This window comes from Flavobacterium sp. KACC 22763, assembly GCF_028736155.1.
In the GTDB taxonomy this organism is placed as follows: domain Bacteria; phylum Bacteroidota; class Bacteroidia; order Flavobacteriales; family Flavobacteriaceae; genus Flavobacterium.
Genome location: NZ_CP117879.1, coordinates 3,911,885 through 3,935,739, shown reverse-complemented (window position 1 = coordinate 3,935,739; position 23,855 = coordinate 3,911,885). Strand labels below are relative to the sequence as shown.

25 protein-coding genes are annotated in these 23,855 nt (G+C 33.0%); 19 read left to right on the top strand and 6 right to left on the bottom strand.

Annotation, left to right across the window (positions count from 1 at the left end):
- The first annotated feature begins 58 nt into the window (after positions 1 to 58).
- From kbl to PQ463_RS16520, 4 genes are all read left to right on the top strand, one after another.
- Positions 59 to 1,252: a glycine C-acetyltransferase gene (gene kbl / locus PQ463_RS16535; RefSeq protein ID WP_274254610.1), complete on the top strand. Its 1,194-nt coding sequence runs from the start codon at positions 59 to 61 to the stop codon at positions 1,250 to 1,252.
- Between the two features lie 113 nt (positions 1,253 to 1,365).
- The gene (locus PQ463_RS16530) at positions 1,366 to 2,847 is read left to right on the top strand and encodes an OmpA family protein (RefSeq protein WP_274254609.1); all 1,482 of its coding nucleotides are present in this window, start codon (positions 1,366 to 1,368) and stop codon (positions 2,845 to 2,847) included.
- A 63-nt stretch (positions 2,848 to 2,910) separates the two neighbouring features.
- Positions 2,911 to 5,673 carry a PD-(D/E)XK nuclease family protein gene (locus PQ463_RS16525; RefSeq protein ID WP_274254608.1) on the top strand — a complete coding sequence of 921 codons (2,763 nt, stop codon included), beginning with the start codon at positions 2,911 to 2,913 and terminating at the stop codon, positions 5,671 to 5,673.
- Positions 5,674 to 5,972: 299 nt separating this feature from the next.
- Positions 5,973 to 6,647 (top strand): ATP-binding cassette domain-containing protein, encoded by a 675-nt coding sequence (locus tag PQ463_RS16520; protein WP_274254607.1) that lies wholly within the window; start codon positions 5,973 to 5,975, stop codon positions 6,645 to 6,647.
- Between the two features lie 6 nt (positions 6,648 to 6,653).
- Here PQ463_RS16520 and PQ463_RS16515 read toward each other — a convergent pair whose 3' ends face one another.
- Positions 6,654 to 6,797: a hypothetical protein gene (locus tag PQ463_RS16515; RefSeq protein ID WP_162615477.1), complete on the bottom strand. Its 144-nt coding sequence runs from the start codon at positions 6,795 to 6,797 to the stop codon at positions 6,654 to 6,656.
- A gap of 290 nt (positions 6,798 to 7,087) precedes the next feature.
- On the opposite strand from PQ463_RS16515, the gene PQ463_RS16510 reads away from it, so the two are divergent.
- Positions 7,088 to 7,408, top strand: coding sequence for a roadblock/LC7 domain-containing protein (locus tag PQ463_RS16510; RefSeq protein WP_111377494.1), 321 nt, complete (start codon positions 7,088 to 7,090; stop codon positions 7,406 to 7,408).
- 25 nt (positions 7,409 to 7,433) lie between these two features.
- The gene (locus PQ463_RS16505) at positions 7,434 to 7,808 is read left to right on the top strand and encodes a hypothetical protein (protein ID WP_111377493.1); all 375 of its coding nucleotides are present in this window, start codon (positions 7,434 to 7,436) and stop codon (positions 7,806 to 7,808) included.
- An 84-nt stretch (positions 7,809 to 7,892) separates the two neighbouring features.
- Here PQ463_RS16505 and PQ463_RS16500 read toward each other — a convergent pair whose 3' ends face one another.
- Positions 7,893 to 8,669: an alpha/beta fold hydrolase gene (locus tag PQ463_RS16500; RefSeq protein WP_274254605.1), complete on the bottom strand. Its 777-nt coding sequence runs from the start codon at positions 8,667 to 8,669 to the stop codon at positions 7,893 to 7,895.
- 167 nt (positions 8,670 to 8,836) lie between these two features.
- Positions 8,837 to 9,640 (bottom strand): TIGR00266 family protein, encoded by an 804-nt coding sequence (locus PQ463_RS16495; protein WP_274254604.1) that lies wholly within the window; start codon positions 9,638 to 9,640, stop codon positions 8,837 to 8,839.
- A gap of 179 nt (positions 9,641 to 9,819) precedes the next feature.
- Between PQ463_RS16495 and PQ463_RS16490 the strand changes: the two genes are divergently transcribed.
- Positions 9,820 to 10,176 (top strand): hypothetical protein, encoded by a 357-nt coding sequence (locus tag PQ463_RS16490; RefSeq protein WP_274254603.1) that lies wholly within the window; start codon positions 9,820 to 9,822, stop codon positions 10,174 to 10,176.
- 89 nt (positions 10,177 to 10,265) lie between these two features.
- Positions 10,266 to 10,784: a ferritin gene (locus PQ463_RS16485; protein ID WP_111425183.1), complete on the top strand. Its 519-nt coding sequence runs from the start codon at positions 10,266 to 10,268 to the stop codon at positions 10,782 to 10,784.
- 176 nt (positions 10,785 to 10,960) lie between these two features.
- Here the strand turns inward: PQ463_RS16485 and PQ463_RS16480 are convergent, their stop codons facing one another.
- Together PQ463_RS16480 and PQ463_RS16475 are read right to left on the bottom strand one after the other, a co-directional pair.
- A complete protein-coding gene (locus PQ463_RS16480; RefSeq protein ID WP_274254602.1) occupies positions 10,961 to 11,860 on the bottom strand; it encodes an alpha/beta fold hydrolase in 900 nt (299 codons plus the stop codon).
- A 7-nt stretch (positions 11,861 to 11,867) separates the two neighbouring features.
- Positions 11,868 to 13,160: an aminopeptidase P family protein gene (locus PQ463_RS16475; RefSeq protein ID WP_111425181.1), complete on the bottom strand. Its 1,293-nt coding sequence runs from the start codon at positions 13,158 to 13,160 to the stop codon at positions 11,868 to 11,870.
- A gap of 375 nt (positions 13,161 to 13,535) precedes the next feature.
- Between PQ463_RS16475 and PQ463_RS16470 the strand changes: the two genes are divergently transcribed.
- From PQ463_RS16470 to PQ463_RS16430, 9 genes are all read left to right on the top strand, one after another.
- The gene (locus PQ463_RS16470; protein ID WP_274254601.1) at positions 13,536 to 14,711 is read left to right on the top strand and encodes an SGBP N-terminal domain-containing protein; all 1,176 of its coding nucleotides are present in this window, start codon (positions 13,536 to 13,538) and stop codon (positions 14,709 to 14,711) included.
- 153 nt (positions 14,712 to 14,864) lie between these two features.
- A complete protein-coding gene (locus tag PQ463_RS16465; protein ID WP_274254600.1) occupies positions 14,865 to 15,500 on the top strand; it encodes a hypothetical protein in 636 nt (211 codons plus the stop codon).
- An 80-nt stretch (positions 15,501 to 15,580) separates the two neighbouring features.
- Positions 15,581 to 16,156: a hypothetical protein gene (locus PQ463_RS16460; protein WP_274254599.1), complete on the top strand. Its 576-nt coding sequence runs from the start codon at positions 15,581 to 15,583 to the stop codon at positions 16,154 to 16,156.
- Between the two features lie 15 nt (positions 16,157 to 16,171).
- Entirely contained in the window at positions 16,172 to 16,612 is a 441-nt protein-coding gene (locus PQ463_RS16455; protein WP_274254598.1) for a GNAT family N-acetyltransferase, read from the top strand.
- Positions 16,613 to 16,630: 18 nt separating this feature from the next.
- Positions 16,631 to 17,182 (top strand): hypothetical protein, encoded by a 552-nt coding sequence (locus tag PQ463_RS16450; RefSeq protein WP_274254597.1) that lies wholly within the window; start codon positions 16,631 to 16,633, stop codon positions 17,180 to 17,182.
- 47 nt (positions 17,183 to 17,229) lie between these two features.
- Positions 17,230 to 17,601, top strand: a complete 372-nt coding sequence (locus PQ463_RS16445) for a hypothetical protein (protein WP_274254596.1) — start codon at positions 17,230 to 17,232, stop codon at positions 17,599 to 17,601.
- A gap of 58 nt (positions 17,602 to 17,659) precedes the next feature.
- Positions 17,660 to 17,845: a hypothetical protein gene (locus tag PQ463_RS16440; RefSeq protein ID WP_274254595.1), complete on the top strand. Its 186-nt coding sequence runs from the start codon at positions 17,660 to 17,662 to the stop codon at positions 17,843 to 17,845.
- A gap of 54 nt (positions 17,846 to 17,899) precedes the next feature.
- Entirely contained in the window at positions 17,900 to 18,469 is a 570-nt protein-coding gene (locus tag PQ463_RS16435; RefSeq protein ID WP_274254594.1) for a Crp/Fnr family transcriptional regulator, read from the top strand.
- 79 nt (positions 18,470 to 18,548) lie between these two features.
- Positions 18,549 to 19,286 (top strand): SDR family NAD(P)-dependent oxidoreductase, encoded by a 738-nt coding sequence (locus PQ463_RS16430; RefSeq protein ID WP_274254593.1) that lies wholly within the window; start codon positions 18,549 to 18,551, stop codon positions 19,284 to 19,286.
- Between the two features lie 135 nt (positions 19,287 to 19,421).
- Here PQ463_RS16430 and PQ463_RS16425 read toward each other — a convergent pair whose 3' ends face one another.
- Positions 19,422 to 20,783 carry a hydroxymethylglutaryl-CoA synthase family protein gene (locus PQ463_RS16425; RefSeq protein ID WP_274254592.1) on the bottom strand — a complete coding sequence of 454 codons (1,362 nt, stop codon included), beginning with the start codon at positions 20,781 to 20,783 and terminating at the stop codon, positions 19,422 to 19,424.
- Positions 20,784 to 21,139: 356 nt separating this feature from the next.
- Between PQ463_RS16425 and PQ463_RS16420 the strand changes: the two genes are divergently transcribed.
- Positions 21,140 to 21,805, top strand: coding sequence for a succinate dehydrogenase cytochrome b subunit (locus tag PQ463_RS16420; protein WP_111425173.1), 666 nt, complete (start codon positions 21,140 to 21,142; stop codon positions 21,803 to 21,805).
- A gap of 11 nt (positions 21,806 to 21,816) precedes the next feature.
- Complete coding sequence (locus tag PQ463_RS16415; protein WP_274254591.1) at positions 21,817 to 23,817, top strand: fumarate reductase/succinate dehydrogenase flavoprotein subunit; 2,001 nt, start codon at positions 21,817 to 21,819, stop codon at positions 23,815 to 23,817.
- Positions 23,818 to 23,855: the final 38 nt, after the last annotated feature.

Here is a 23,855-nt window from a genome sequence, read left to right as displayed (position 1 = left end):
AAAACGAAGCTTAATTTTGGTTAAGTTGTTAATTTTTAACGTTTTAAATAAATAAAAAATGTACGGTAAAATAAAAGAACATCTGCAGAAAGAATTGCAGACGATTGAAGAAAATGGAATTTTCAAAAAAGAGAGAATTATTACTTCTCCACAAGGTGCTGAAATCACAATTTCGACAGGAGAAACAGTATTGAACTTTTGTGCTAACAATTATCTAGGGCTTTCTTCGCATCCAGAAGTGGTGCAAGCGGCAAAAGACGCGATGGATACACATGGTTTTGGAATGTCGTCAGTACGTTTCATTTGTGGAACACAAGATATTCATAAAACATTAGAGAAAAAGATTGCTGATTTTTACGGTACAGAAGACACTATATTATATGCGGCTGCTTTTGATGCAAACGGTGGGGTTTTTGAACCTTTATTAGGAGAGGACGATGCTATTATTTCAGACAGTTTAAATCATGCTTCTATTATTGATGGAGTTCGTTTGTGTAAAGCAGCTCGTTATCGTTATGAAAATAACAATATGGAAGATTTAGAGCAGCAGTTAATTAAAGCAAATGAAGCTGGTGCTCGTTTTAAATTAATTGTAACTGACGGGGTTTTCTCTATGGATGGTTTAGTGGCGCCATTGGATAAGATCTGTGATTTAGCTGATAAATATGATGCAATGGTAATGGTGGACGAATGTCATGCTGCTGGTTTTATTGGAGCGACAGGAAAAGGAACTCTTGAAGCAAAAGGAGTAATGGGAAGAGTAGATATCATTACAGGAACTCTTGGTAAAGCTTTAGGTGGTGCTATGGGAGGATACACCACTGCGAAAAAAGAAATTATAGAATTACTTCGTCAGAGATCTAGACCATATTTGTTTTCAAATTCATTGGCACCTGCAATTGTTGGGGCTTCGATAAAAGTATTTGAATTGTTAGAAAAAGATACAACGCTTCGTGATAAGCTAGAATGGAATACCAACTATTTTAAAGAAGGTATGAAAAAAGCAGGTTTTGATATTATTGACGGAGATTCTGCAATTGTTCCAGTTATGCTGTACGATGCAAAATTATCTCAGACAATGGCAAACGAACTTTTGAAACAAGGAATATATGTTATTGGTTTTTTCTTTCCGGTAGTTCCTAAAGAGAAGGCTAGAATACGTGTACAGCTATCTGCAGCACATGAAAAAGAACACTTAGATAAAGCAATAAATGCCTTTACAGTTGTAGGTAAAATGTTAAAAGTTATATAATTACCACTTTGGTTAAATTTTTGTAGGTTTTTTTTAACATTTCATTTTGTATTTAAAAAATTTGGTGTTACTTTTGCTTGTAATTAACTAAATTGTAATTAAAAAAATTAAGTATGAAACATCTTAACAAACTTTTAGTTGCTGTATTGATGGCGATGGGTTTAAGTTCTCACGCGCAAGACAGTAACAATCCATGGGCGATCTCTTTCGGGGTTAATGCTGTGGATACTAGAACAAGTTCAGGTGCTGGTCATGGTTTCTTTGACCAACACTTTTCTCAGCCATTTGCTGTAAAAGACAACTGGAATATTCTTCCATCTTTATCTTACATTGGAGTAAATAGATATGTAGGGCATGGTTTCTCAGTTGGTTTACAAGGATCTGTAAACAAAATTGATAAAGCGGTTTATTTTAGACCAACTGCTCCAGGGCACGATGGAAGAGGTAATGTGGTAACTAATCCTGGTGATTTAATGTACTACGGAATTGATGCTACTATCAAATACAGCTTCCAAGAATTAATTAAATCTAAAGTAATCGATCCTTCGTTATCTGTTGGTGGAGGTTATACTTTCCTAGGAGATGATAGTTTCGGAACTGTTAATCCAGGTGCTGGAGTTACTTTCTGGTTTACAGATGCAATTGGTCTTGAGCTTGCTACAAGATATAAATGGGCTGTTGCAGCAGGTTCAGGAGATAATCCTGGTAGAAATGATCGTAATGGAGAAATTGATACTCCATCTCATTTCCAACACACTGCTGGTTTGATTTTCAAATTCGGAGGTAAAGATACTGACGGGGACGGAATCTATGACAAAGACGATGCTTGTCCAGATGTTGCAGGTTTAAAACAATTCAACGGATGTCCTGATACTGACGGAGACGGAATCGTTGATGCTTCTGACGCTTGTCCAGATGTATTTGGTTTAGCTGCATTAAACGGATGTCCTGATACTGACGGTGACGGAATCGCTGATAAAGATGATGCTTGTCCAGATGTTGCTGGTTTAGCTGCTTTAAAAGGTTGTCCTGATACTGACGGTGACGGAATCGCTGATAAAGACGATAAATGTCCTACAGTTGCTGGTCCTAAAGAAAACGGTGGTTGCCCATTCTTAGATGCTGATAAAGATGGTGTTGCTGACAAAGATGACGACTGTCCTACAGTTGCAGGTCCTGCTAGTAACAGAGGATGTCCAGAAGTAACTTCTGAGGCATTAGAAGATCTTAAAGTTCAAGCTAGAGCAATCTACTTCAACTCAGGAAAAGCTACTTTCAAAACTGGTGACAAAGAAACTCCAGCTAGATTAGATGCTATTAAAGAAATCCTTAAAAACTATCCAAACGCGAAATTCTCTATCGAAGGACACACAGATAGTACAGGTTCTGCTAAAATCAACCAAAAACTTTCTGAAGAGAGAGCTAAAGCTGTATTAGATGCATTAGTTCAAAGAGGTGTTAACCCAGAGAACTTAGAAGCTAAAGGATTTGGATCTAGCCAACCAGTTGCAAGTAACAAAACTGCTGCAGGTAAAGCACAAAACAGAAGAACTGAAATTAGACACATTGGTTCTAAATACCAAGGTAAACTATAATTAGTTTTCTAAATAAATATGAAAAGCCATTCTTAATTGAATGGCTTTTTTTATTTTTATACTATGATAAATGATTCTTTTCTTCAAAAAATTGCCTCTGTTGTGATTCAGGATTATGTTGGAAAACTTTCTGAAATAACTATAATTCTTCCTAATAAAAGAGCAAAGGTTTTCTTGATTGAAGCACTTAAAAATGCAACTTCAAATACTATAATTGCGCCACAGATTACTAGCATAGAAGATTTTGTTCAAGATGTTGCGTCAATTCGTGCTATAGATTCAATTGAACTATTGTTTGAATTCTACGAGGTATATTTATCTATTACAGAAAAAAATAATCAACAGTCATTTGAATTATTTGCAAATTGGGCAAAAACTCTTCTTCAAGATTTTAATGAAATAGACAGATACCTTTTAGATCCTTCACACATTCTGTCTTATTTAAAAGATATTGAAGATATAAAAAGATGGGGACTTGAAGTGGATCAAAAAACGAAGCTTCTTGAAAATTACATTGATTTCTGGAAATTACTTCCTGTTTATTACGAGTCGTTATATAATCATTTGCTGTTCAAATCGATTGGATATCAAGGGCTGATTTATAGAGAAGCAGTAAATAACTTGAATCATTTTTCAAATACTATCGGAAATCGCACTTTTATTTTTGCAGGATTCAATGCTTTGAATGCCGCCGAAGAAAAAATTGTGCAGCATTTATTAGCGCTAGATCAGGCAAAGATTTATTGGGATGCAGACCAAGCCTTTCTAAATGATCCGTATCATGATGCTGGACTTTTCTTAAGACGATTTAAAGAAAGTTGGAAACACTATAAAGGAAATGTTTTTGAATGGATTGTGGACGATTTTTCGCAGTCCAAAAACATTCAGGTAATTGGAACTCCTAAAACAATCGGCCAAGCCAAATTTGCTGGAAGTATTATTGAGAGTTTAATTGATCAAAATCCGGATGCTTCTTTAGATAAAGTTGCAGTTGTGCTTGGTGAAGAAAATTTATTAGTTCCTGTTTTGTATTCTCTTCCTGCGTCTGTTGGTGCTTTGAATATTACAATGGGATATTCGGGAAAGAACAATCCGTCACAGATTTTTGTTGCTAAATTGTTTAAAATGCATACCAATGCGCTTTCTCGTAAAGGGGGCAGTTATGTTTTTTATTATAAAGATGTGCTTGATATTTTAACGCATCCATTGGTGGAGCCGTATGCCAATGCACAAAAACTGGTAAGGATTATTAAAGAAAACAATTATACTTTTATTACGCATCATAAAATTTTAGAACTCCATCCTGAGTCCTCGAGTTTTTTTAATTTGTTGTTTGAAAAATGGGAAAATGGTTCAATTGCTGTTCTAAAGAATATTTCTACATTGTTAATTACGATTAAAGATCATTTTAGTAATGATAATGAAGAAGAAAAAATCGCAAAAGCATTTGTATACGGAGTTTTTAAAGTAATTAATAAGCTTATTAATTATTATTCGAAACATCATCATATTGATAATATCGATACGCTTTATTCGATTTATAAACAAATTATAGACTTGGCCGAAGTATCTTTTGAAGGTGAACCATTGCACGGTCTTCAGATTATGGGGGTTTTAGAAAGCCGTGTTTTAGATTTTGAAACCGTGATCATAACTTCTATGAATGAAGGGAAATTTCCTGCTGGAAAATCTCAGAATTCGTTTATTCCATATGATGTCAAAAGAGAATTGGGGCTTCCGACATTTAAAGAAAAGGATGCGATCTATACCTATCACTTTTATCATTTGCTTCAGAGGGCTAAAAATATTTATTTGATTTATAATACTGAAAATGACGGATTGGACGCTGGTGAAAGGAGTCGTTTTATTACGCAATTGGAAGTTGAGAAAAAATCAAAGCACAGCATAACGTTTGATATTTATAATCCGGAATTGCCAAATACGGCTTATGAACCCATCTCTGTTTCTAAATCTGAATTGGTAATGGAAAGATTGAAAGAAATTGCTATTAATGGTTTTTCACCTTCTGCTTTGACTAGCTATATACGAAATCCGATTGAGTTTTACTTTCAAAAAATATTGAGAATCCGTGAAGTAGAAGAAGTTGAGGAAAATATCGCTTTGAATACTTTGGGAACAATTATTCACGAAACCTTAAAAGCACTATATGAACCTTTTATTGGGAAATTTATTTCTGAGACCGATCTTCTAAATTGTTTCAAATTGTTGGATGATGAAGTTTTGAAGCAGTTTAAGCTTGTTTATAAGGAAGGAGAAATTAAAAAAGGAAGAAATCTTCTAGCCTTTGAAGTGGCAAAACGAAATGTTTCTAATTTTCTGAAAATGGAGTTGGAATCTGTGAAAAATAATGAAGCGATTCAGATTGTTGCTTTAGAGCAGACTTTTGAGCGCGAATTTACTCATCCAAAACTGCCATTTCCTGTTTTAATTAAAGGTAATGTAGATCGTATAGAACGCAGAGACGGAAGAATTAGAATTATTGATTATAAGACTGGAAAAGTAGAGAAGTCTAATGTAATCTTGAAAACTTGGAACGGATTAACACAGGAGCTTAAAAACGATAAAATTATTCAGGTCTTGGCTTATGCTTTCATGTTTGAGAAAGAAGCAGGGGGACTTCCGATAGAAGCAGGAATCATTTCGTTTAAAAACTTAAAATCTGGATTTTTGCCTTTTGGCTTCAAAGAAGAAAAAGAGTTAGATGTTGTAGTTACATCTCAGGTATTGGATGATTATTTGGAAGAAATTGCCAATTTACTGGGAGAAATTTTTGATGTTAATATTCCTTTCGAGGAAAAAATCTAGACTCTTTCTATCAGAAAATTTCAAAACATATTTGAGTTTTACAAGTCAACTTTGATTGTGAATTTGACGGTCTCTGTTATTGCATTTCTTTTTGGGGGAGTTGATCATTTTTTATTGATGATAGCCACACTAGGTTTTGCATCAAGTATTGGGTTTAAAGAAATGTATCGCCAAAATGAATATTTATTTTATATGAATAATGGTTTTTCGAAAAGAAGGCTTTTGTTTTACTGTTTCTTGCTCAATTTTGCGCTTGTATTTTTGTTTGCTGTCGCGTTAATTTCAATTCAAAAAATATCTTGAAAAAGCATATTCTTGAAATAAGTGGTATTCAAAAAAGTTTTAATGATAAATTATTGCTTTCAGATATTTATTTGAAATTGGAAACGGGTCAAATAATTGGTCTATTTGGTAGAAATGGCTCTGGAAAATCTACATTATTGAAGATTATATTTGGGATAGTGCCTGCTTTAGATAAAAGTATTTTTATTAACGGAATTTCAAAGAATAATTCTTCTGTGTTGTTAAATGAAATTAGTTATCTACATCAAAACCAATTTATTCCAAATCATTTTTCGGTTTTTCAAACCATTCGGTTGTCTGTCGATAAACAAAAAATATTTGTTTTTTGCGAAGATGATTTTTTAAAACCTCTCTTGAATCAAAAAATTAAGGATTTGTCTTTTGGAGAATTACGTTATCTTCAGATTAAATTGATGTTTTTTAATCAATCAAAATTTGTATTGCTGGATGAACCGTTTAGTGGTTTATCTCCAAAAATGATTGAGATTGTAATGCTATTAATTAAAGAAAATTCTGAAGAAAAAGGAATAATCCTTACCGATCATAATTATAAAAGTGTGATAGGAATTGCAACAGATCTAAGAATGTTAAAGGAGGGTAAGTTGCGGGTAATCAATAAAAAAGCCGAACTTATCAGTGAAGGTTATCTGGCAAATTCGACAATTTTTTAGACGCTATTAGCTGAATATTTTCTTGAAAAAACCTTTTTTAGATTTCTCTTCAGAAGCCGTAGTATTAATGTGTCCGTTTTCAATACGAAATCTTCTAAACTTCTCCAATTTTACATTTAAGTCAAAGCGTAATTCGTCAACAGTTTTCATTTTTAGTAAATTTTTTTGCAAAGCTATAGAAAAACTTTTGTGAAATGCAATAATCTGCAAATGTTAATTTTAGAAATGAGTTTTGTTAAGTAAAATGTTACGTTTTTAGTATTATTTGCTTTTTATGTTAATTTTTTTTGCGTTTTTTTTGCAAAAAAATGGGATTAATTAAGTGATAAATAAAAGTGTGCCAGTACGTTATATTGCATCTTTTTTTAACAAGTGTTTATCGCACAATTGCTAATATTAAAATATCTTTGGCGCTTCCAAAAACATGACAAAATAAGAATATGATTGATTTACAAACACTGGTGCAAGAGACTGGCGCAGAGTCTGGGCTAAGTTTTAATATTGATGGCATCTTAAACGAGTCTGTGAATTTAGAATATGACGGAAATGTAGCAGCAATGATCGGAATGATCTTGAAGATGTGCCTTGAAATGTCTGAAGACGTTAACAATGGAGATCTTAAACAAGTTATGATCAAAAATAATGACGGAATTGTTGTGGCAAGCAAAAATCAAGATGATAATTGCGTCGCGTTGCTTTCTAAAGATTTAAGTAAAATGGGGCTATTGCTGAGAAGAATGGATTCTGTTTTTAACAATTAATTTAAAACCAAATATTTTAATACACATGTCAGATTTTTTGCAAAACTTTCAAAACGATTTAAAAGAGAATATTAACGGATTTATTGCTGTTTCTGTTACAGAAGTTGAAACAGGAATGTCTTATTGTTCGTTAACAGTAAAATCAGATTTTGATCCAGAATTAGCTTCTGCTTATAATTTAGAAGTTGTAAAAGCAAAATTAAATGCGATTAAAGCTTTAGGATTAAATCAAAAAATTAATGATATTTTAATTACCCTGACAGATCAGATTCATATTATTGATGTTTCTGAAGACGGAAGATACTTTATCTACTTGGCAGTAGATTCGACTAAAGCAAATCTTGGTTTGACAAGAGCGACTTTATCCAAATACAAAAAAGATATTACTTCAAAGTTATAACGATATTTTGCCCCCAAGAATGAGAAAAAGGCTGTTTCAACCCTAGGTTAGAAATGGCCTTTTTCGATTTTACTATTTAGATTTTTATTCAAAGAAATGTGACAAAGCTGTTTTTAATTCTTCTTTGTTTTCTATTTGGCTCATGTGTCCGTCCTCAAAAGAAATTAATTCTGCAGTTGTGTCCTCGATTTGCGAAAGGCTTTCTTCGTAGTTTAAAACAGGATCTTTTTTGCCTAGAATCAATAAAACTGGAAAACGGTTTTCTTTTAAAAGCCATTCTCTATCTTTTCTGATTTTCATACCTTCTTGAGAAGCAATAATTCCTTGTAAAGGTGTTTTCAAGGCTTCAGTTTTTACTTCTTCTATTTCTTTCGCTAATCGTGTTCTATTATTTTCGCTGAATAAATTAGCAATTGCTAAACTTACAAAGCTAACGTAGTTTTGTTTTACGGCTTTAATTGCTCGAGTTCTGTTTAGTTTTTTCTCCGCGCTGTCTTCTTTTGAAGTTGAATTTAATAAAACCAATTTCTGAATTTTCTGCGGATACAATTCGGCGAAAGCCAAGCCAACATAACCACCCATCGAATGTCCAACAATTGTAGCTTTTTCAATTTTTAAATATTCCAAAACTTCATTTACTGCATTGGCATTATCTTCCATTTCGTGAACATAACCCAATGGTTCAGATTCGCCGTGGCCTAATAAATCGATGGTGACTACTCGATATTTTTCTGAGAAAAAATCAACATAATCTTTCCACATTTTTTTGTTTTCCAGAAAACCATGAAGTAAAACTATTGTGTTTCCAGTTCCCGAATCTGAGTATGATATTTTAGTATTTTTATATAAAAGCGTTTTCAAAATGAAAGATTTTTTGTTCTGAAATACAAAGTTAAGAAAGCTGAACTAAAATATCGTGATGTCTTGATTTAATTGGGAAATCTTTAAAATAGCTATAAATTTATTTATAACAAACTGATGCCTGAAGAATAATAAAAAATGGCTTTCGTCTCTGAAAGCCATTCTAATTAAAATCTATTGTCACCGTCCAAGAGATTTCCTAATCCGCCAAGAAGACTCCCTTCTTCGCGACTGTTTCCGCCAGATCTTGGCGCCGAAGCAATAATTCTGTCAGCCAATCTAGAGAAAGGGAGCGATTGAATGTAAACCGTTCCAGGACCTTTTAAAGTGGCATAAAATAATCCTTCGCCACCAAAAATTGAATTCTTAATTCCTCCAATAAATTCAATATCATAATCTACATCTTTGGTAAAGCCAATAATGCATCCCGTATCTACTTTTAGGACTTCTCCATGAGCCAGTTCTTTTTTGGCCATTGTTCCTCCAGAATGTACAAATGCCATTCCGTCTCCTTCAATTTTTTGCATGATAAAACCTTCACCGCCAAATAATCCGCGACCTAATTTCTGAGAGAATTCTATTCCGACAGAAACGCCTTTGGCAGCGCATAAAAATGAACTTTTTTGACAGATAAACTTGCCTTGAAATTGGGTTAAATCAATCGGAAGAATTTTTCCAGGATAAGGCGATGCAAATGAAACTTTGCTTTTGGTATTGCCTTGATTTAAAAATGCGGTCATAAACAAACTTTCACCTGTAAGAACTCTTTTTCCTGCATTTAAAAGTTTGCCAAACAAACCTGAGCCTTGTTGCTGAGAACCGTCTCCAAAAATGGTTTCCATTTGGATATTGTTTTCCATCATCATAAAACTGCCGGCTTCGGCAATTACAATTTCTTGTGGATCTAGCTCTATCTCGACATATTGCATTTCCTCTCCAAAAATCTGGTAATCTATTTCGTGCGCTTGCATAATTTCTAATTTTTTTGTTTTTAGAATTAGACTAATAATGCTGAATAATGTTACAATCTTTAGCGTACTTAAGCTGTTTTTAAGAACATTATATGATTTTGTTATTTTAAATTAGTCTTAATTATGTATTTAATTGCTTTAAATTCTATATTTTTGCACCGTTATTATATTTTATCAGAATGGCATTAGTTAGTGATTTGACCACCAAAGTATTATTTGAAACCGAAAAAGGATACAGTTATCAATGTGATTTGACCAATAGTATAATTATCAATTTTGTTGATACAGTGTCAAGTTATAAAATTCAGGATTTTTTGATTTTTCAAAGAAAGGTTAATAGCGTTGACATTCTTAACATGCTTTATGACTTGTCTGATCAGTCAGATGCTCAGTTAATTGAAACTACTAAAAGAAATTTTTCCAGAAATCTTACTATCTGCGAAATAGTGCAGTTAAGAGATTTATTAAACGGAACTAAATTTACCCTTACATTGCATTCTATGCTTTGCAATATTGTTAACGTAGAGCTTATTTAGATTCTTACTTAGATTAAATCCAAATTTTCAGGCAGTTAGAGATGCCGTCTTTAATTTTTGTAATTTTACACGTATAAAAATTAAAGGTTATGAAAGATTTACTAAGAACAAGTACTTCATTAGTTGAAGGAATCGAAAATATATTGAACTTACAGGCAAAAATAGAAAGCGACGCTTCAAACAAATATTTAGCTATGGCAGCATGGTTAGATAGAAACGGTTACGCAAATACAGCGTCTTATTTGTACAAGCAAGCCGAAGAAGAAAGAGAGCATTTTCTAAAAGTTTTCAAATATATTACCGACATGGGAGGGATTGCAATAACACCATCTGTTCCAGAAGTGCAACAAGAATTTGCTTCTTTTAGAGAAGTATTTGAAATTGCCTTGCAAAACGAAATTGCAGTTACTCAAGCAATCAATAAAGTAATCGCAAAATGTAGAGCGGAGAATGATTATGCTACTGAAGACTTTATGATGTGGTATGTAGCTGAGCAAAGAGAAGAAGAGAAAAACGCAAGAAGAGCTTTAGAGCTTTTTGAATTAATCAACGGAAATGAAGCTGATGGAAAGTTCCAATTGGATGTTCAGATTTCAAAAATCGGATAATAAACGATTTATATAATTTTAAAAGGAGCTGTCTACAAAAGGACAGCTCTTTTTTGTTTGTCTTATTGTAATTCTATAAATATTTCACCCCGCAGGGGTTTTTACAGTTAGAATAAATTTTGTAAAAATTTCGTCCAACAAAAAAGCTGTCCTTTTGAGACAGCTTTTTTAAATTTTTATGATTTTAAAAATGAATTAATATCCGAGAAATACTTTTCTCTTGCATCGAGCCATCCGTAATGTTTGGAATGTTCCAATAAAATCAGTTTCGAATTTGGAAAAGTCTGCTTTGCTAATTCTCCAATTTCATTGCTAATAATATCTTCTTTTCCTTGAATAATTAAAACAGGGTTTTTGAAATTCTTCAGTTTAGATTTACAATCAAAATTCATTTTCTGCATATCAGACCATAACAAACTATTAATTGTCGAATTTCCCTGAGTTAATCTTTCGGCTATAATCGGAATAAATTTCTGATCGTAAACATAAGCTGGTGCCATCGCACGTCCGCGTCCTAAACGGGCTTTATGCGAAGTGTCACCTTTTTCAATTTTATCGTTCCAATAATTCATAGAATCTTTTTCGATTTGAGAAAGACTAGATTCAATCAAGTTCGGACCTTTTAATAAAGATAAATCGATACCTCCCGAAGAAGATAAAACCAATTTATTGATACTATTCGGATAGATTGTTGCGTAATATGAACCGAGCATTCCGCCAAAAGAATGTCCGAGAATATTCCATTTTTTAATTTTAAGATGTTTTCTTAAGGATTCAATATCATCGGCCATTATTTTCATAGAAATGGTCTTGGCGTCTAATTTTGAAAGTTTCGATTTTCCGGTTCCTCTTTGGTCGTAAATAATCGTTTGCTGGCTTTCGCCCAGAACTTTCGCCATATCTTCAAAACCATTACTGTTCATTCCAGGGCCTCCATTTATAATTAAAAGCGGTTCGCCTTTTCCGAATGTTTTGTAATAGGTTTTACTTCCATCACTATTCAGCGCAAAACCTTCAGCCTGAGCAAAAATATTTGAAGCAATGAATAAAAAGCCAATAAGAAAAATCTTTTTCATCAGAATATTATTCATTCATCAACGTTTCGATCTCGTCTGCTTCAACAGGAATGTTTCTCATTAAGTTAAACGGCTCTCCTTTTTCTTGAACCACAACATTGTCTTCTAAACGGATTCCGAATTTTTCTGCTGGAATGTAAATTCCTGGCTCAACTGTGAAAACCATATTCGCTTTCATTGGTTCGTGAAGCAATCCGTAATCATGCGTGTCAAGTCCTAAATGGTGAGAAGTTCCATGCATGAAATATTTTTTGTAAGCTGGCCATTCTGGATTTTCGTTCTGAACATCGGCTTTGTCTATTAAACCTAGACCAAGTAATTCAGAAGTCATAATTTTACCTACTTCAACATGATATTGTTTCCAAAGCGTTCCAGGCGTAAGCATTTTTGTAGCTTCGTTTTTTACTCTCAAAACAGCATTATAAACTGCTTTTTGACGATCAGAAAAACGTCCAGAAACTGGAATTGTTCTTGTCATATCGCTTGAATAGTTAGCATATTCTGCAGCAACATCAAGTAAAATCAAGTCGCCTTCTTTACATTGCTGATTGTTTTCGATATAGTGTAAAACATTTGCATTGTTTCCAGAAGCAATAATTGGCGTATAAGCAAAACCTTTAGAACGGTTTCTGATGAATTCGTGAGCCAATTCAGCTTCGATTTCATATTCGGTAACATTTGGTTTTACGAATCCTAACAATCTACGGAAACCTTTTTCTGTAATATCGCAAGCATGCTGAATCAAATCGATTTCTTCGCTTTCTTTTACAGAACGAAGCCTTTGTAAAATCGGGTTGCTTTTTGCAACGTTGTGTGCTGGATAACGTTCTTTCCACCATTTTACAAAACGAGCTTCGCGAGTTTCAGTTTCAACTGTAGCGCGGTAATGTTCGTTGGTATTGATGTACATTGTATCGGCATACGTCATCATTTCATTCAGAACTTTATGAAAATCTTGTAGCCAATAAACCGTTCTAATTCCAGAAACCTGAAAAGCACGTTCTTTAGTTAGTTTTTCACCTTCCCAAACCGCAATGTGATCATTGGTTTCTCTCAAGAAAAGCATTTCTCTTTGGTGCTCGTAAGGAGCATCTGGAAACAAAAGCAAAACGCTTTCTTCCTGATCAACACCACTCAGGTAAAAAATATCTCTGTGTTGTGCAAAAGGCAAAGTACTGTCGGCACTAACTGGATAAATGTCATTTGAGTTGAATACGGCAACAGAGTTAGGTTTCATTTCAGCCATGAACTTTCTGCGGTTTTTTACAAAAAGAGCGCTGTTTATTTGATGATATTTCATAATTATTTCGTTTTTGAACTTCGAATTTCAAAATTAATGATTTTTGAATTAGTGGCGTATAGCAGATTTATTAAAGTTTTCTTATTTGTTGTTTTTGCCACAAAGACTCAAAGGCACAAAATTTTTCATCCTGCTTTGTCTTCCTGAGCGAAGTCGAAGGATCTGCGCAAAGTAGGATTCAAACTTTGAATATAAAAAAATCAGAAGCTTTCAATTCAAAGCTTTTGGTTTTTCTTTTCATAGCATAGATTCTTTTCGTTCTCATAATTATCTACAACGATAAAAAAAATGATTTTCATAGAATACGGTTTCCCGTAATTAAATTGTTTTATAAATAATAATATTTGTAGAAAAAATAAACTAACCTTAAATTTAATGAAAACTAAAATTAATCTCTTTGCAATTTTCTTTTTTGCCTCCCTTTTAATGACATCTTGCGTATCAGAAGCAAGTTTAAGTGGCGATAATACAATTCAATCTTTTAGCATAACAAAAGAAAGTGTTACCAAAGAATTTCCAATTGAAGGCAACTCGATAAATGGTATCGTAGAAAGTACATTCGAACTAGAAAACATAAGTTTAGAAATTTCAATTCCTAAAGGCGCAAATATAAACCCAGATCCAGCAACAATTAAGTCTATTAATGGGCCACTGACTTTTGTAGTTACGGCAGAAAATGGAGATGTAAAAAGTTACTTGGCCGACATAAGAAGAGAGCCAAGTACTGATAATTTTATCTTAGAATTGAATGTGAAAACTCCAAATTTGGTATTGAGTGCTGATATTAATAATGAAAGAGGATTAATAACCAAAAGAATCCCTGAAATTAATGATCTTAAAAATTTGGATGTAGAATTAAAGTTTTCAAAACATGCAACTATAACGCCAGATCCTAAAACGATAAAAGATTATTCTGAGCCAGTAAATTTTACTGTTAAATCAGAATCTGGGGCAGAAAAAATCTACCAAGTAAAATTAGAGTATATGAATAATTACATATCTAGATCATGTTCTGAATCAAATGCATCAAAATGGTTTGGTGGAGATAATAGAACAAATGCTCCAGATATTTTACCTTTCGATAGAAATATTGGAACTGGGCAAACTGTAATAGTTGATAAAAATTTAGTTCCTTCTACTTTTAGAATTCACCTTCAGGAAGGATTTGTATATTATGAAGGTAGACAAAAATATAATAAACCAGTAACTTTGAAATTAATTGTCAAGGATGCAAATCGTAATATTTTAGCCACTACAACTACAGAGGTTTCTGAGTCTTTTAATGGAGGATTTATTCCGTTTGATCTGCAAGCGCTAAATCTTTATTTAGAAGCTAATAAGAAATATAGTTTTTATTGGTATTTAGTTGACGGAGAAAAATTAGGTATTTATGCAGCTAGTTCAGCTAACACTAAAGCTGGAGATGGATTCTGTTTTACCAGTGGTTATTCTGGAGAGTCTAGAATTAGTAAAAAAAATAGTCTAGAAGATGCAAATGTTTGGTTTGACCATGATTGGCATTTTAATATAGAATTGGAAGGAAAAGAATAAATAGAATCTGAAAAAACCGAAGTCAATATAAGGCTTCGGTTTTTTCTTTTAAAGGTTGTAGGTAGCCACAATCTTGTTATTTCGATGAGAAAAAACATTTTATAGATTATGGTGTTTTGTATATTGGTATTCTACTTTAATTTAAAATGATATATGGAAAAAACTAATGATTTGATTTTTGACAGTTTGCTGGAAATTGAAAAAAAAGCAAAAGAAGTTATTATAACAGATTTAAAAGATTCACAAAATGAAGCATATAATTCATTTTATAATTTATGGGAAAGACAAAATAGAGAAGAACATGATAATTTAATGATAGAGGAATTAAAAAATAATATTGAAAAATACTGGCTTGCAGAGAAATATAATAGCGATATTGATAAAAGTTTCAATATGATCTATTTTGAACATGGTGGTTTGTATGGCGGAGAATTAGAAGCTTTTGCCGTTGATTTTAATGATTCAGGTCGAAAAATATCAGAACTTGAAATCGATGACAATCAAATGGAATATTTGGATACTATTTCTTGTCTTCCAGCTTTTCTGTCACCGACTTTATATCATTTAACAGAAAAGATACAAGGGGAAGAGGATAATTTTGATGATTTTCTGGATGTGAATAATATTTATGAACTATTTGAAGCTACAGCATTAATAGAAATGAATAAATTGTTTAAAAGAGCTGATAAAGAAAAAGTATTCCAAAAATTAAATTTGAAAAAACCTTTTTATTTAGCTGTTGCAGAACATGATGCTGGCACTCCTAAATTAATTTATGTTATTGAATAAATTAGAATTCTATTTCAAAAATCAAAAAAATAGGATGAATATGTTCAATAGTACAAGTGGAAATTTAAAAGGCTTTAAAAATGAAAGAATTAGTAATAGAAAGCGAAGGAATAAGAATCAAAGAGTATTTTATACCACCTTTTGAGTTAAGAGAAGGGGAGTTACTTGTTTTATATTTGTATGAAGGGGCTCATTTTCAAGGTATCAAAACGGAATTAGTTAATATTTTTACTGGAAAAATAAAAAATGAAAATGTAACTGTTATTAAGCCATTGACTTATGTAGATTACTTTAGAGAATCAAAATTTAGAAGTTTGTTTTTTCCATTAAGAGTTGGCGAATATTTAAAGAAAAAAGCAAATCTAGAAAGCAAATTTATCCAGAAAATTTATGAAATTCCGTGGATTAATAAAAAGACGAAAATAAATGAACTTCATTGGAATTCTAAAAGACTACTTTCATTGTATGCAACATTCTCTAAAACAAAACATATCGTTTTTGAATTAGCGGGACAAGGACCTGTTGATGCAAAAGAAACATATGATATTGTTAGAAATGAAATTAGAAATGGAGGCTCTGCGATACTTATTGATTGGGTTGCCGATATGAAAAATGATTGTGATAAATTTATAACTTTAGAATGGCTGTCAGTGTAAATTGATGTGGAAAACGTGAAATCAAACCAGAAAATAAGAAAAATAGAACCTAAAGATTTAGACTTCGTCTACAAAGCAATCTGCGAACTCGAAAATGAAATTTTGGATTTTGAAGTTTTCGAAACAATATTCAATGAAAACATTTCAAACCCTAAAAACCTTTATTTGATTGCTGAAAACGAAAATGAAGGTTTAGGTTTTATTAGCTTTCATACTCAAAATTTGCTGCATCATTGTGGATTGGTTGGTGAAATTCAGGAGTTTTTCATTCACAAAAAATATCGCGGTCAAGGCGTTGGAAGATTATTGATAAATGAGATTTTAGATTTTGCTGACAAAAATAGTTTGAAAAGTATTGAAGTGACGACAAATAAAAAGCGTGTAGAGAATGTAGCGATTTATGAGAATCTTGGTTTTACTTTGAGTCATAATAAGTTTACGATTTATAAATTATAAAAGTTGAGAAAACAAACTATGAGTACAAAACAACGTTGCTTGATCGGATTAGTGTTTTTTCTAATCAGTTATTTATTCTTTTCTAAACTTTTACCAAGTTTAAGCGAATCGATAGATTTTGCGCATTGGTTTAATTTAATAGGAGCTTGTTTTTTATTGTCTTTTAATGATGTGTTTCCAAAAACTAAGACAAATAAAGTTGCTTCTGTTTTGACAGCTTTGGGCGTTATTGCACATATTGGTCTTTGCACAATCGATTTTATAATGTCGAGCTACGGAAATAATGAAATCGAAAAAGCCGAATTAAGTCAGCATATCAGCAATTCTCCATTACTTTTTTATCCGTTTGTGGCTGTTGGTCCGTCTTTGCTTTTTCTGGGTTTAGCAGTTCATGCATTTACTTTTATAAAGACGGAAACTTTAAAATCTTTAATGGTAATAATTGGTGCGGTTGCTGTTGGAGTTTCCTTTTTTGCTTTGAAAAACGGAATTTTGATGGTTTTAAGCTGTTTGATTTTTGTTTTAGGATTGGGATTGTTGCTTTATAAAAAAGAAACAGGAAAAGTCTGAAAAGAATAAAAATTGTATTTTCGTTCAATAATTAAAATCAAAAAGATTTGAAAAAACATATAAAATACCTAATTGCACTCTTTCTGACTTTGGTCGTGATTGTGGGCGATGGTGCTTTATATTCTAAATCTGAATCGGCAGAATATTACGAATCTTCATTTGTAATTTTAAGAAGAGAATCAAATCTCAAAAGTTCTCGTTTATATAAATTCGGACAAGTTGTTTCTTGGAATCAAATAAGGTTTTCGATTGTTTTGAGTTTTCTTAAAATCGAAAATGTCTTTACTTTTCAAATCAAAAAACTGCTGAAGCTTCAAAATTTCCTTCATCAGAAACTAACATCATTTATAAATCAATCTGTTTTTATAAATGAAATAATCATTTCAATTCATTTCAGTAAAAGTTTATACAGCGCTTAAGAAAATTTATTTCTAAGCATAGATGATCAATAATGTCTAATCATTTATCATTTTTAAAATGTATAAACAAAATAAAAATTCTCGTTTGGAGCAATCTAAACGACCACTTCTTCATTGGATAAAAAGAAAATTTATAATTATTATAACGGCTTTTATGTTAGGAATGTCTAACGGAATAAATGCCAAAGATCGCTCAATTAATGGAAGTTTTGTGCAAACAGAACAACAGGATAAGAAAGATTGATTTTTTTTGCCAAATGGCAAATCGAGTAAAAATAACTTTAAGTAACTTGCAGTTATGAAAGAGTTTATAGATTATATTTTGCAGTATGGCGATTTGAACCAACAGCAAATTGATTTAATTACCAAAAAAGCGGATGTGCTTGAACTTCCAAAAGATGAATATTTTTCGGAAGCAGGAAAAATTGCGCAACAAGTTGGTTTTGTATTGGATGGTATTGTTCGAGTTTGTTATTACAACAACAAAGGCGATGAAATTACCAAATATTTTATTGATGAAAACAATATGGTAGTTGATTTGGAAAGCTTCAATAATGATATTTGTTCCCATTGTTATGTACAGGCGGTGACAGATTGTAAACTTATCGTTTTTTCTAAAAAAGACTGGAAGGAACTTTTGGATATCATTATTCCGTGGAATACTATTGTAAATAAAATTATTTCAAGAGCCTTAATACAGAAAGTCGAAAGAAGAAGTCCTATGGTTACAGAAGATGCTGCGACACGCTATCTGATGTTTTTGAAAATTTATCCCAATGCAATCAATCGTATTCCGCTTTCTTATGTTGCTTCCTATTTGGGTATGACACAATCTTCGTTGAGCAGAATTAGAAAGAGCATTCGATGAAAATTGCTTTTTGCCAAATGGCAAATGATTTCATTCCTAAACCAATCACCTTTGTGTTATTAATTTTAAATAGTAAAAAATGAAGTCAGTATTAATAACAGGAGCCAACAGGAGTATTGGTTTGGAATTAGTAAAACAGCTTTCTAAAAAAGGATTATTTGTATATTTAGGAAGCCGCGACCTAGAAAAAGGTAAGGCTGTGGTAAAAGAATTAAAGGAAAATGGTTTTGAGAATATTCAGGCTATCGAAATTGATGTTACAAATTCTGATTCAATTTTAGGAGCAAAGAATATTGTTGAAATCGAGCAGGGGAAATTGGATATTCTGATTAATAATGCCGGGATTAGTGGAGTGTTTCCTCAAAAGACTTCAGATGCATCAATAAAAGATATTCAAAATGTTTTTGACACCAATTTCTTTGGTGTAATTAGTGTTACACAAGTGTTTTTAGAATTGCTTAAAAAGTCGGAAAGTCCAAGAATCAGCAATATTACTTCTGGTCTTGGATCTTTAACATTGCACAGTGACCCAAGCTGGAAATATTACGATTACAAGGCGACTAGTTATGTAACTTCGAAAGCGGCCTTAAATACTTACACAATTATATTGGCTTATGAGTTGAAAGATTTACCATTTAAGGTAAATGTAATTGATCCGGGTTATACAGCAACTGATTTTAATCATCATAATGGGCCTGGAACCGTTGAAAGTGCTGCGTCTTTTATTATTAAACACACTTTAACAGATGACAATGCGCCAACTGGAAAATTTTTCAGTAATGATATTGAAGATGAAACGGAAGAAAGTCCTTGGTAAAAAGTAATTCTGGGAAAAGTCAATTTTCAAATTGATTTGCAATAATAAAACAAAAAAACCGAAGCAAATAGCTTCGGTTTTCTATTGGAATTTGGTCCCGATAGCTATCGGGATCAAAAATTAGAATTTAAAAATTTAATCCATCCATTTATAATATCTCGCTCCAATCAGAACAGGAATTTCTTTTTCAATTCGGTCTAAAACCCATTCGTTTTTTGGAGTTCTTATGCTTTGTTTTTGTTCTTTTTTATGAAGATTTTCGTAAGTATTGAAATCAATTTCTACGCTTTCAGCCAGGTTTTCGAAAAGTTTTACGTTTGCTAAAGCTGATTTCCATTCTGGTTGAATCGTTCCTTCAAAAACTTTCGATTTTGATCCGCTTCCATAAGCTAAGAAACCGAATTTAGTTCCAACTACTTCTTTATTAGTGTCATAAAAATGAGCTAGAGTAGATAACAATCCCATGAAAATAGAACCTGTATATAGGTTTCCAATTATTGAAGAAGCCAATTCTGCAGGTTGCAATTTCTCAGTTACAAAACTTCTGTAATCATCAGATTTTGCTACTTCCTTAATTTTTGTCTGATAATCTGCTGGTGCAATATCATCGGCAATAATTTTTTCGGCGCTGTCTAAAGCGTAGATTTCAGATAACATTCTGCGACCTTGGAAAGAATATGGCAAGTGCATTACGATACTGTGCCAAGTGTTATATAAAGTTTCAGTAGTATTTTTTAGTTTTTTGAATGAAAAATAAGCATTTCGCGTACGATCCATATAACATTGATTCGAATATTGTCCATCAAAAACAGGTTGGTCTTTATGGATTTCGATTTCGGCTTCTAAATTGTCAAACCAAGAATCGTTGTTGCTGTTTTTTGTAATTTCTTCCTTAGAAATAGTTCTGTATGGTTTAAAGAAATCGAAAACACCTTTTGTACTCGTTGCCCAATTGTCATTAAAAGCAATGATTTTTGGGTTTGCAGCGATTAACATGGCAACAGCTCCAGCGCCTTGAGTGTATTCTCCGCCTGAGTTTAAATCGTATTTTGCGAAATCAGAAGTAACTACAATTGCTTTTTTAGTCGGATTCAGTTTTACGAAATCTAGGCAGTTTTGCATCGCATCAACTCCGCCAATACAAGCAAAAGTAAAGTCAACAACATCGCATTCTGCAAGAGAATCTTCGCCAAACTTCTGCTCCATTAAACTAATTAAATAAGAAGCGATTGGTTTTGAACTGTCAACACCACTTTCGGTACCAACATAGATTCGGCTTATTTCTTTTAAGTCAATTTTATTATCGATGATAAGCTTGGTTAAAGCATTTGCTCCAAAAACAACTGAGTCCTGGTGAACGTCTGGAAAAGTCATTTTTAGTAATCCAAGACCTTTTTCTAATTTTTCTGGTTCAATATTTCTGGCAATTGCCAAAGTTTTTATGGGTAAATGTATGTTTGCTACATCAAACGAAATAGCATCAATTCCTGTTTTCATTCTTATTTTTTTGAGCCGCTAAAGGTAAAACTATGTTACGGAATGACAATTTTTTACTTAGACAAAATTGCTGCTCAAGAGCACTTTTGAAGAAAATAAATCAAAACTTTGAATAAAATAACAATATGATAAATTTTTGGTAATCTACTTAGAATTGAATTCCCTTGTTATTGGTTAAAAAGCAGTGTTTTGAGATTTGCTATAGTGAATTATTTTTTAGTAGCTTTATTTTTGTACGTAAAAGTACGTAGAACAAGGCTATTTTAAAATCATTATAAATAAGAGCGAAATGGTTGTAGTTCTTTTGTAATTGAATTATTTTTGTGTAATTTTTTAAAACAAACTACTTAACACTTATGGCACAATCTGCACTATTGAATGCTTCCATCTTAAAGAAAGTAGCTATGGCTCTTTCGGGAATATTCTTAATCACGTTTTTAGCGCTGCATGTTTCCTTAAATTTTATTTCTATTATTAGTGAAGACGTTTTCAATGAAGCTTCTCACTTTATGGGATACAATCCGCTGATTCAGTACGTAATGCAGCCAATTTTGGCAATTGGAGTAATTTTCCACTTTGTAATGGGATTTATTCTTACGGCTCAAAACAGCGCAGCACGACCAATCGCGTACGCTAAATACAACGGAGCTGCGAATGCTTCTTGGAGTTCTAGAAATATGATTATTTCTGGATTGGTTATTTTAGCTTTCTTAGGATTGCACTTTTATGATTTCTGGTTTCCTGAAGTTACCTACAAATATATTGCAGGTACAGCGCCAGATGCTACAAGGTATTATGGTGAGTTAGTTCACAAATTTCACGACCCAATTCGTACGGCATTGTACTGTGTGTCTTTCATCCTTTTAGGATTCCACTTATGGCACGGGTTTGCATCTTCTCTTCAATCTGTAGGGATGCACAACAAATACTCAAGATTTTTATCAAAAGTAGGTTACTGGTTTGCAGTTGTAGTTCCAGCGCTTTTCGTAATTATCGCTTTATTTCATCATTTCAATAATTAATATCAATTATAATGGCATTAGATTCAAAAATTCCAAATGGTCCTATAGCGGACAAATGGACAAATTATAAAGATCATATTAATTTAGTAAACCCTGCTAACAAACGTAATTTAGATATTATCGTTGTTGGTACAGGTTTAGCTGGAGGTTCGGCTGCGGCTACTTTGGCTGAGTTAGGATATAACGTAAAAGCATTCTGTTTCCAAGATTCTCCACGTCGTGCGCACTCTATTGCAGCACAAGGGGGTATCAACGCGGCAAAAAACTATAAAGGTGACGGTGACTCTATCTACAGATTGTTTTACGATACTGTAAAAGGTGGTGATTACCGTGCTCGTGAGGCAAACGTTTATCGTTTGGCTGAAGTTTCAGGTAATATTATTGACCAATGTGTGGCTCAAGGGGTGCCATTGGCTCGTGAATACGGCGGACTTTTAGATAACCGTTCTTTTGGAGGAACTTTGGTTTCTCGTACATTTTATGCGCAAGGACAAACTGGACAACAATTATTGTTAGGAGCTTATTCTGCAATGAACCGTCAAATTGGTCGTGGAAAAATTAAAATGTACAACCGTCACGAAATGCTTGACATTGTAATCGTGAACGGAAAAGCGAGAGGTATTATCGCTCGTGACTTGATCACAGGAAAAATAGAAAGACATTCTGCTCACGCGGTAGTAATTGGTTCTGGAGGATACGGAAACGTATTTTTCCTTTCAACAAATGCTATGGGAAGTAACGCAACAGCAGCTTGGAAAATTCATAAAAAAGGAGCATTTTTTGCAAATCCTTGTTACACACAAATTCACCCAACATGTATTCCGGTTTCAGGAGATCATCAGTCAAAATTGACTTTGATGTCTGAGTCTTTACGTAATGACGGTCGTATTTGGGTGCCTAAAAAATTAGAAGATGCTCAGGCTATCCGTGAAGGAAAGAAAAAAGCAACTGATTTATCTGAAGACGAAAGAGATTATTTCTTAGAAAGAAGATATCCTGCGTTTGGTAACTTAGTGCCTCGTGACGTTGCGTCTCGTGCGGCTAAAGAAAGATGTGATGCTGGTTTTGGTGTTAACAAAACTGGAGAAGCAGTTTACTTAGATTTCGCAGCAGCAATTAAACGTTACGGAACTGAAGATGCTTATGTAAAAGGTTTAGATGATAAAGATGCTGCTTTGGTAACTAAATTGGGAGCTGCAATCGTGAAAAGTAAATACGGAAACTTATTCCAGATGTATTACAAAATCGTCGACGAAGATCCTTATACTACACCAATGATGATTTACCCAGCGGTTCACTACACAATGGGTGGAACTTGGGTTGATTATAACTTAATGACGACAATTCCTGGATGTTTCTCAATTGGAGAGTCTAACTTCTCTGACCACGGTGCAAACAGACTTGGAGCTTCTGCTTTAATGCAAGGTTTAGCTGATGGATATTTCGTATTGCCATACACTATCGGAGATTATTTAGCTCCAGATATTAAAATGGGAGAAATTTCTACTGACTTGCCAGAATTCGTTGAAGCTGAAAAAGCGGTTGTAGATCAAATTAATAAATTCATCAATAACAACGGTAAACATTCTGTAGATTATTTCCACAAAAAACTTGGAAAAATTATGTGGAATAAAGTAGGTATGGCTCGTAATGCTAAAGGTTTAACTGAAGCTATCGAAGAAATTGCTGCTTTACGTGAAGAGTTTTATAAAGATGTAAAAGTTCCTGGAGGTGCTTACGAATTTAATCAGGAATTAGAAAAAGCAACTCGTGTTGCCGATTTCTTAGAATTAGGAGAATTGTTCGCGAAAGATGCTTTACACCGTAACGAATCTTGTGGAGGTCACTTCCGTGAGGAATACCAAACAGAAGAAGGAGAAGCACTTCGTGACGACGAAAACTTTGCATACGTTGCAGCTTGGGAATACAAAGGAAAACCAAGTGATGCAGTGTTACACAAAGAACCTCTTAATTACGAAAACATTAAATTAGTTCAAAGAAGTTATAAATAAGAATTTGGTCGAAAGCCCAAAGTCTTAAAGTCAAAAGG

Bases quoted from the DNA above. Each gene is read 5' to 3' on its own strand.
- PQ463_RS16490 (WP_274254603.1), top strand. From the start codon at position 9,820: ATGGCATTAGTTAGTGATTTGACCACCAAAGTATTATTTGAAACCGAA.
- PQ463_RS16485 (WP_111425183.1), top strand. From the start codon at position 10,266: ATGAAAGATTTACTAAGAACAAGTACTTCATTAGTTGAAGGAATCGAA.
- PQ463_RS16425 (WP_274254592.1), bottom strand. From the start codon at position 20,783: ATGAAAACAGGAATTGATGCTATTTCGTTTGATGTAGCAAACATACAT.
- PQ463_RS16510 (WP_111377494.1), top strand. From the start codon at position 7,088: ATGATTGATTTACAAACACTGGTGCAAGAGACTGGCGCAGAGTCTGGG.
- PQ463_RS16465 (WP_274254600.1), top strand. From the start codon at position 14,865: ATGGAAAAAACTAATGATTTGATTTTTGACAGTTTGCTGGAAATTGAA.
- PQ463_RS16525 (WP_274254608.1), top strand. From the start codon at position 2,911: ATGATAAATGATTCTTTTCTTCAAAAAATTGCCTCTGTTGTGATTCAG.
- PQ463_RS16515 (WP_162615477.1), bottom strand. From the start codon at position 6,797: ATGAAAACTGTTGACGAATTACGCTTTGACTTAAATGTAAAATTGGAG.
- PQ463_RS16530 (WP_274254609.1), top strand. From the start codon at position 1,366: ATGAAACATCTTAACAAACTTTTAGTTGCTGTATTGATGGCGATGGGT.
- kbl (WP_274254610.1), top strand. From the start codon at position 59: ATGTACGGTAAAATAAAAGAACATCTGCAGAAAGAATTGCAGACGATT.
- PQ463_RS16440 (WP_274254595.1), top strand. From the start codon at position 17,660: ATGTATAAACAAAATAAAAATTCTCGTTTGGAGCAATCTAAACGACCA.
- PQ463_RS16415 (WP_274254591.1), top strand. From the start codon at position 21,817: ATGGCATTAGATTCAAAAATTCCAAATGGTCCTATAGCGGACAAATGG.
- PQ463_RS16475 (WP_111425181.1), bottom strand. From the start codon at position 13,160: ATGAAATATCATCAAATAAACAGCGCTCTTTTTGTAAAAAACCGCAGA.
- PQ463_RS16460 (WP_274254599.1), top strand. From the start codon at position 15,581: ATGAAAGAATTAGTAATAGAAAGCGAAGGAATAAGAATCAAAGAGTAT.
- PQ463_RS16505 (WP_111377493.1), top strand. From the start codon at position 7,434: ATGTCAGATTTTTTGCAAAACTTTCAAAACGATTTAAAAGAGAATATT.
- PQ463_RS16420 (WP_111425173.1), top strand. From the start codon at position 21,140: ATGGCACAATCTGCACTATTGAATGCTTCCATCTTAAAGAAAGTAGCT.
- PQ463_RS16450 (WP_274254597.1), top strand. From the start codon at position 16,631: ATGAGTACAAAACAACGTTGCTTGATCGGATTAGTGTTTTTTCTAATC.
- PQ463_RS16495 (WP_274254604.1), bottom strand. From the start codon at position 9,640: ATGCAAGCGCACGAAATAGATTACCAGATTTTTGGAGAGGAAATGCAA.
- PQ463_RS16435 (WP_274254594.1), top strand. From the start codon at position 17,900: ATGAAAGAGTTTATAGATTATATTTTGCAGTATGGCGATTTGAACCAA.
- PQ463_RS16470 (WP_274254601.1), top strand. From the start codon at position 13,536: ATGAAAACTAAAATTAATCTCTTTGCAATTTTCTTTTTTGCCTCCCTT.
- PQ463_RS16480 (WP_274254602.1), bottom strand. From the start codon at position 11,860: ATGAAAAAGATTTTTCTTATTGGCTTTTTATTCATTGCTTCAAATATT.
- PQ463_RS16430 (WP_274254593.1), top strand. From the start codon at position 18,549: ATGAAGTCAGTATTAATAACAGGAGCCAACAGGAGTATTGGTTTGGAA.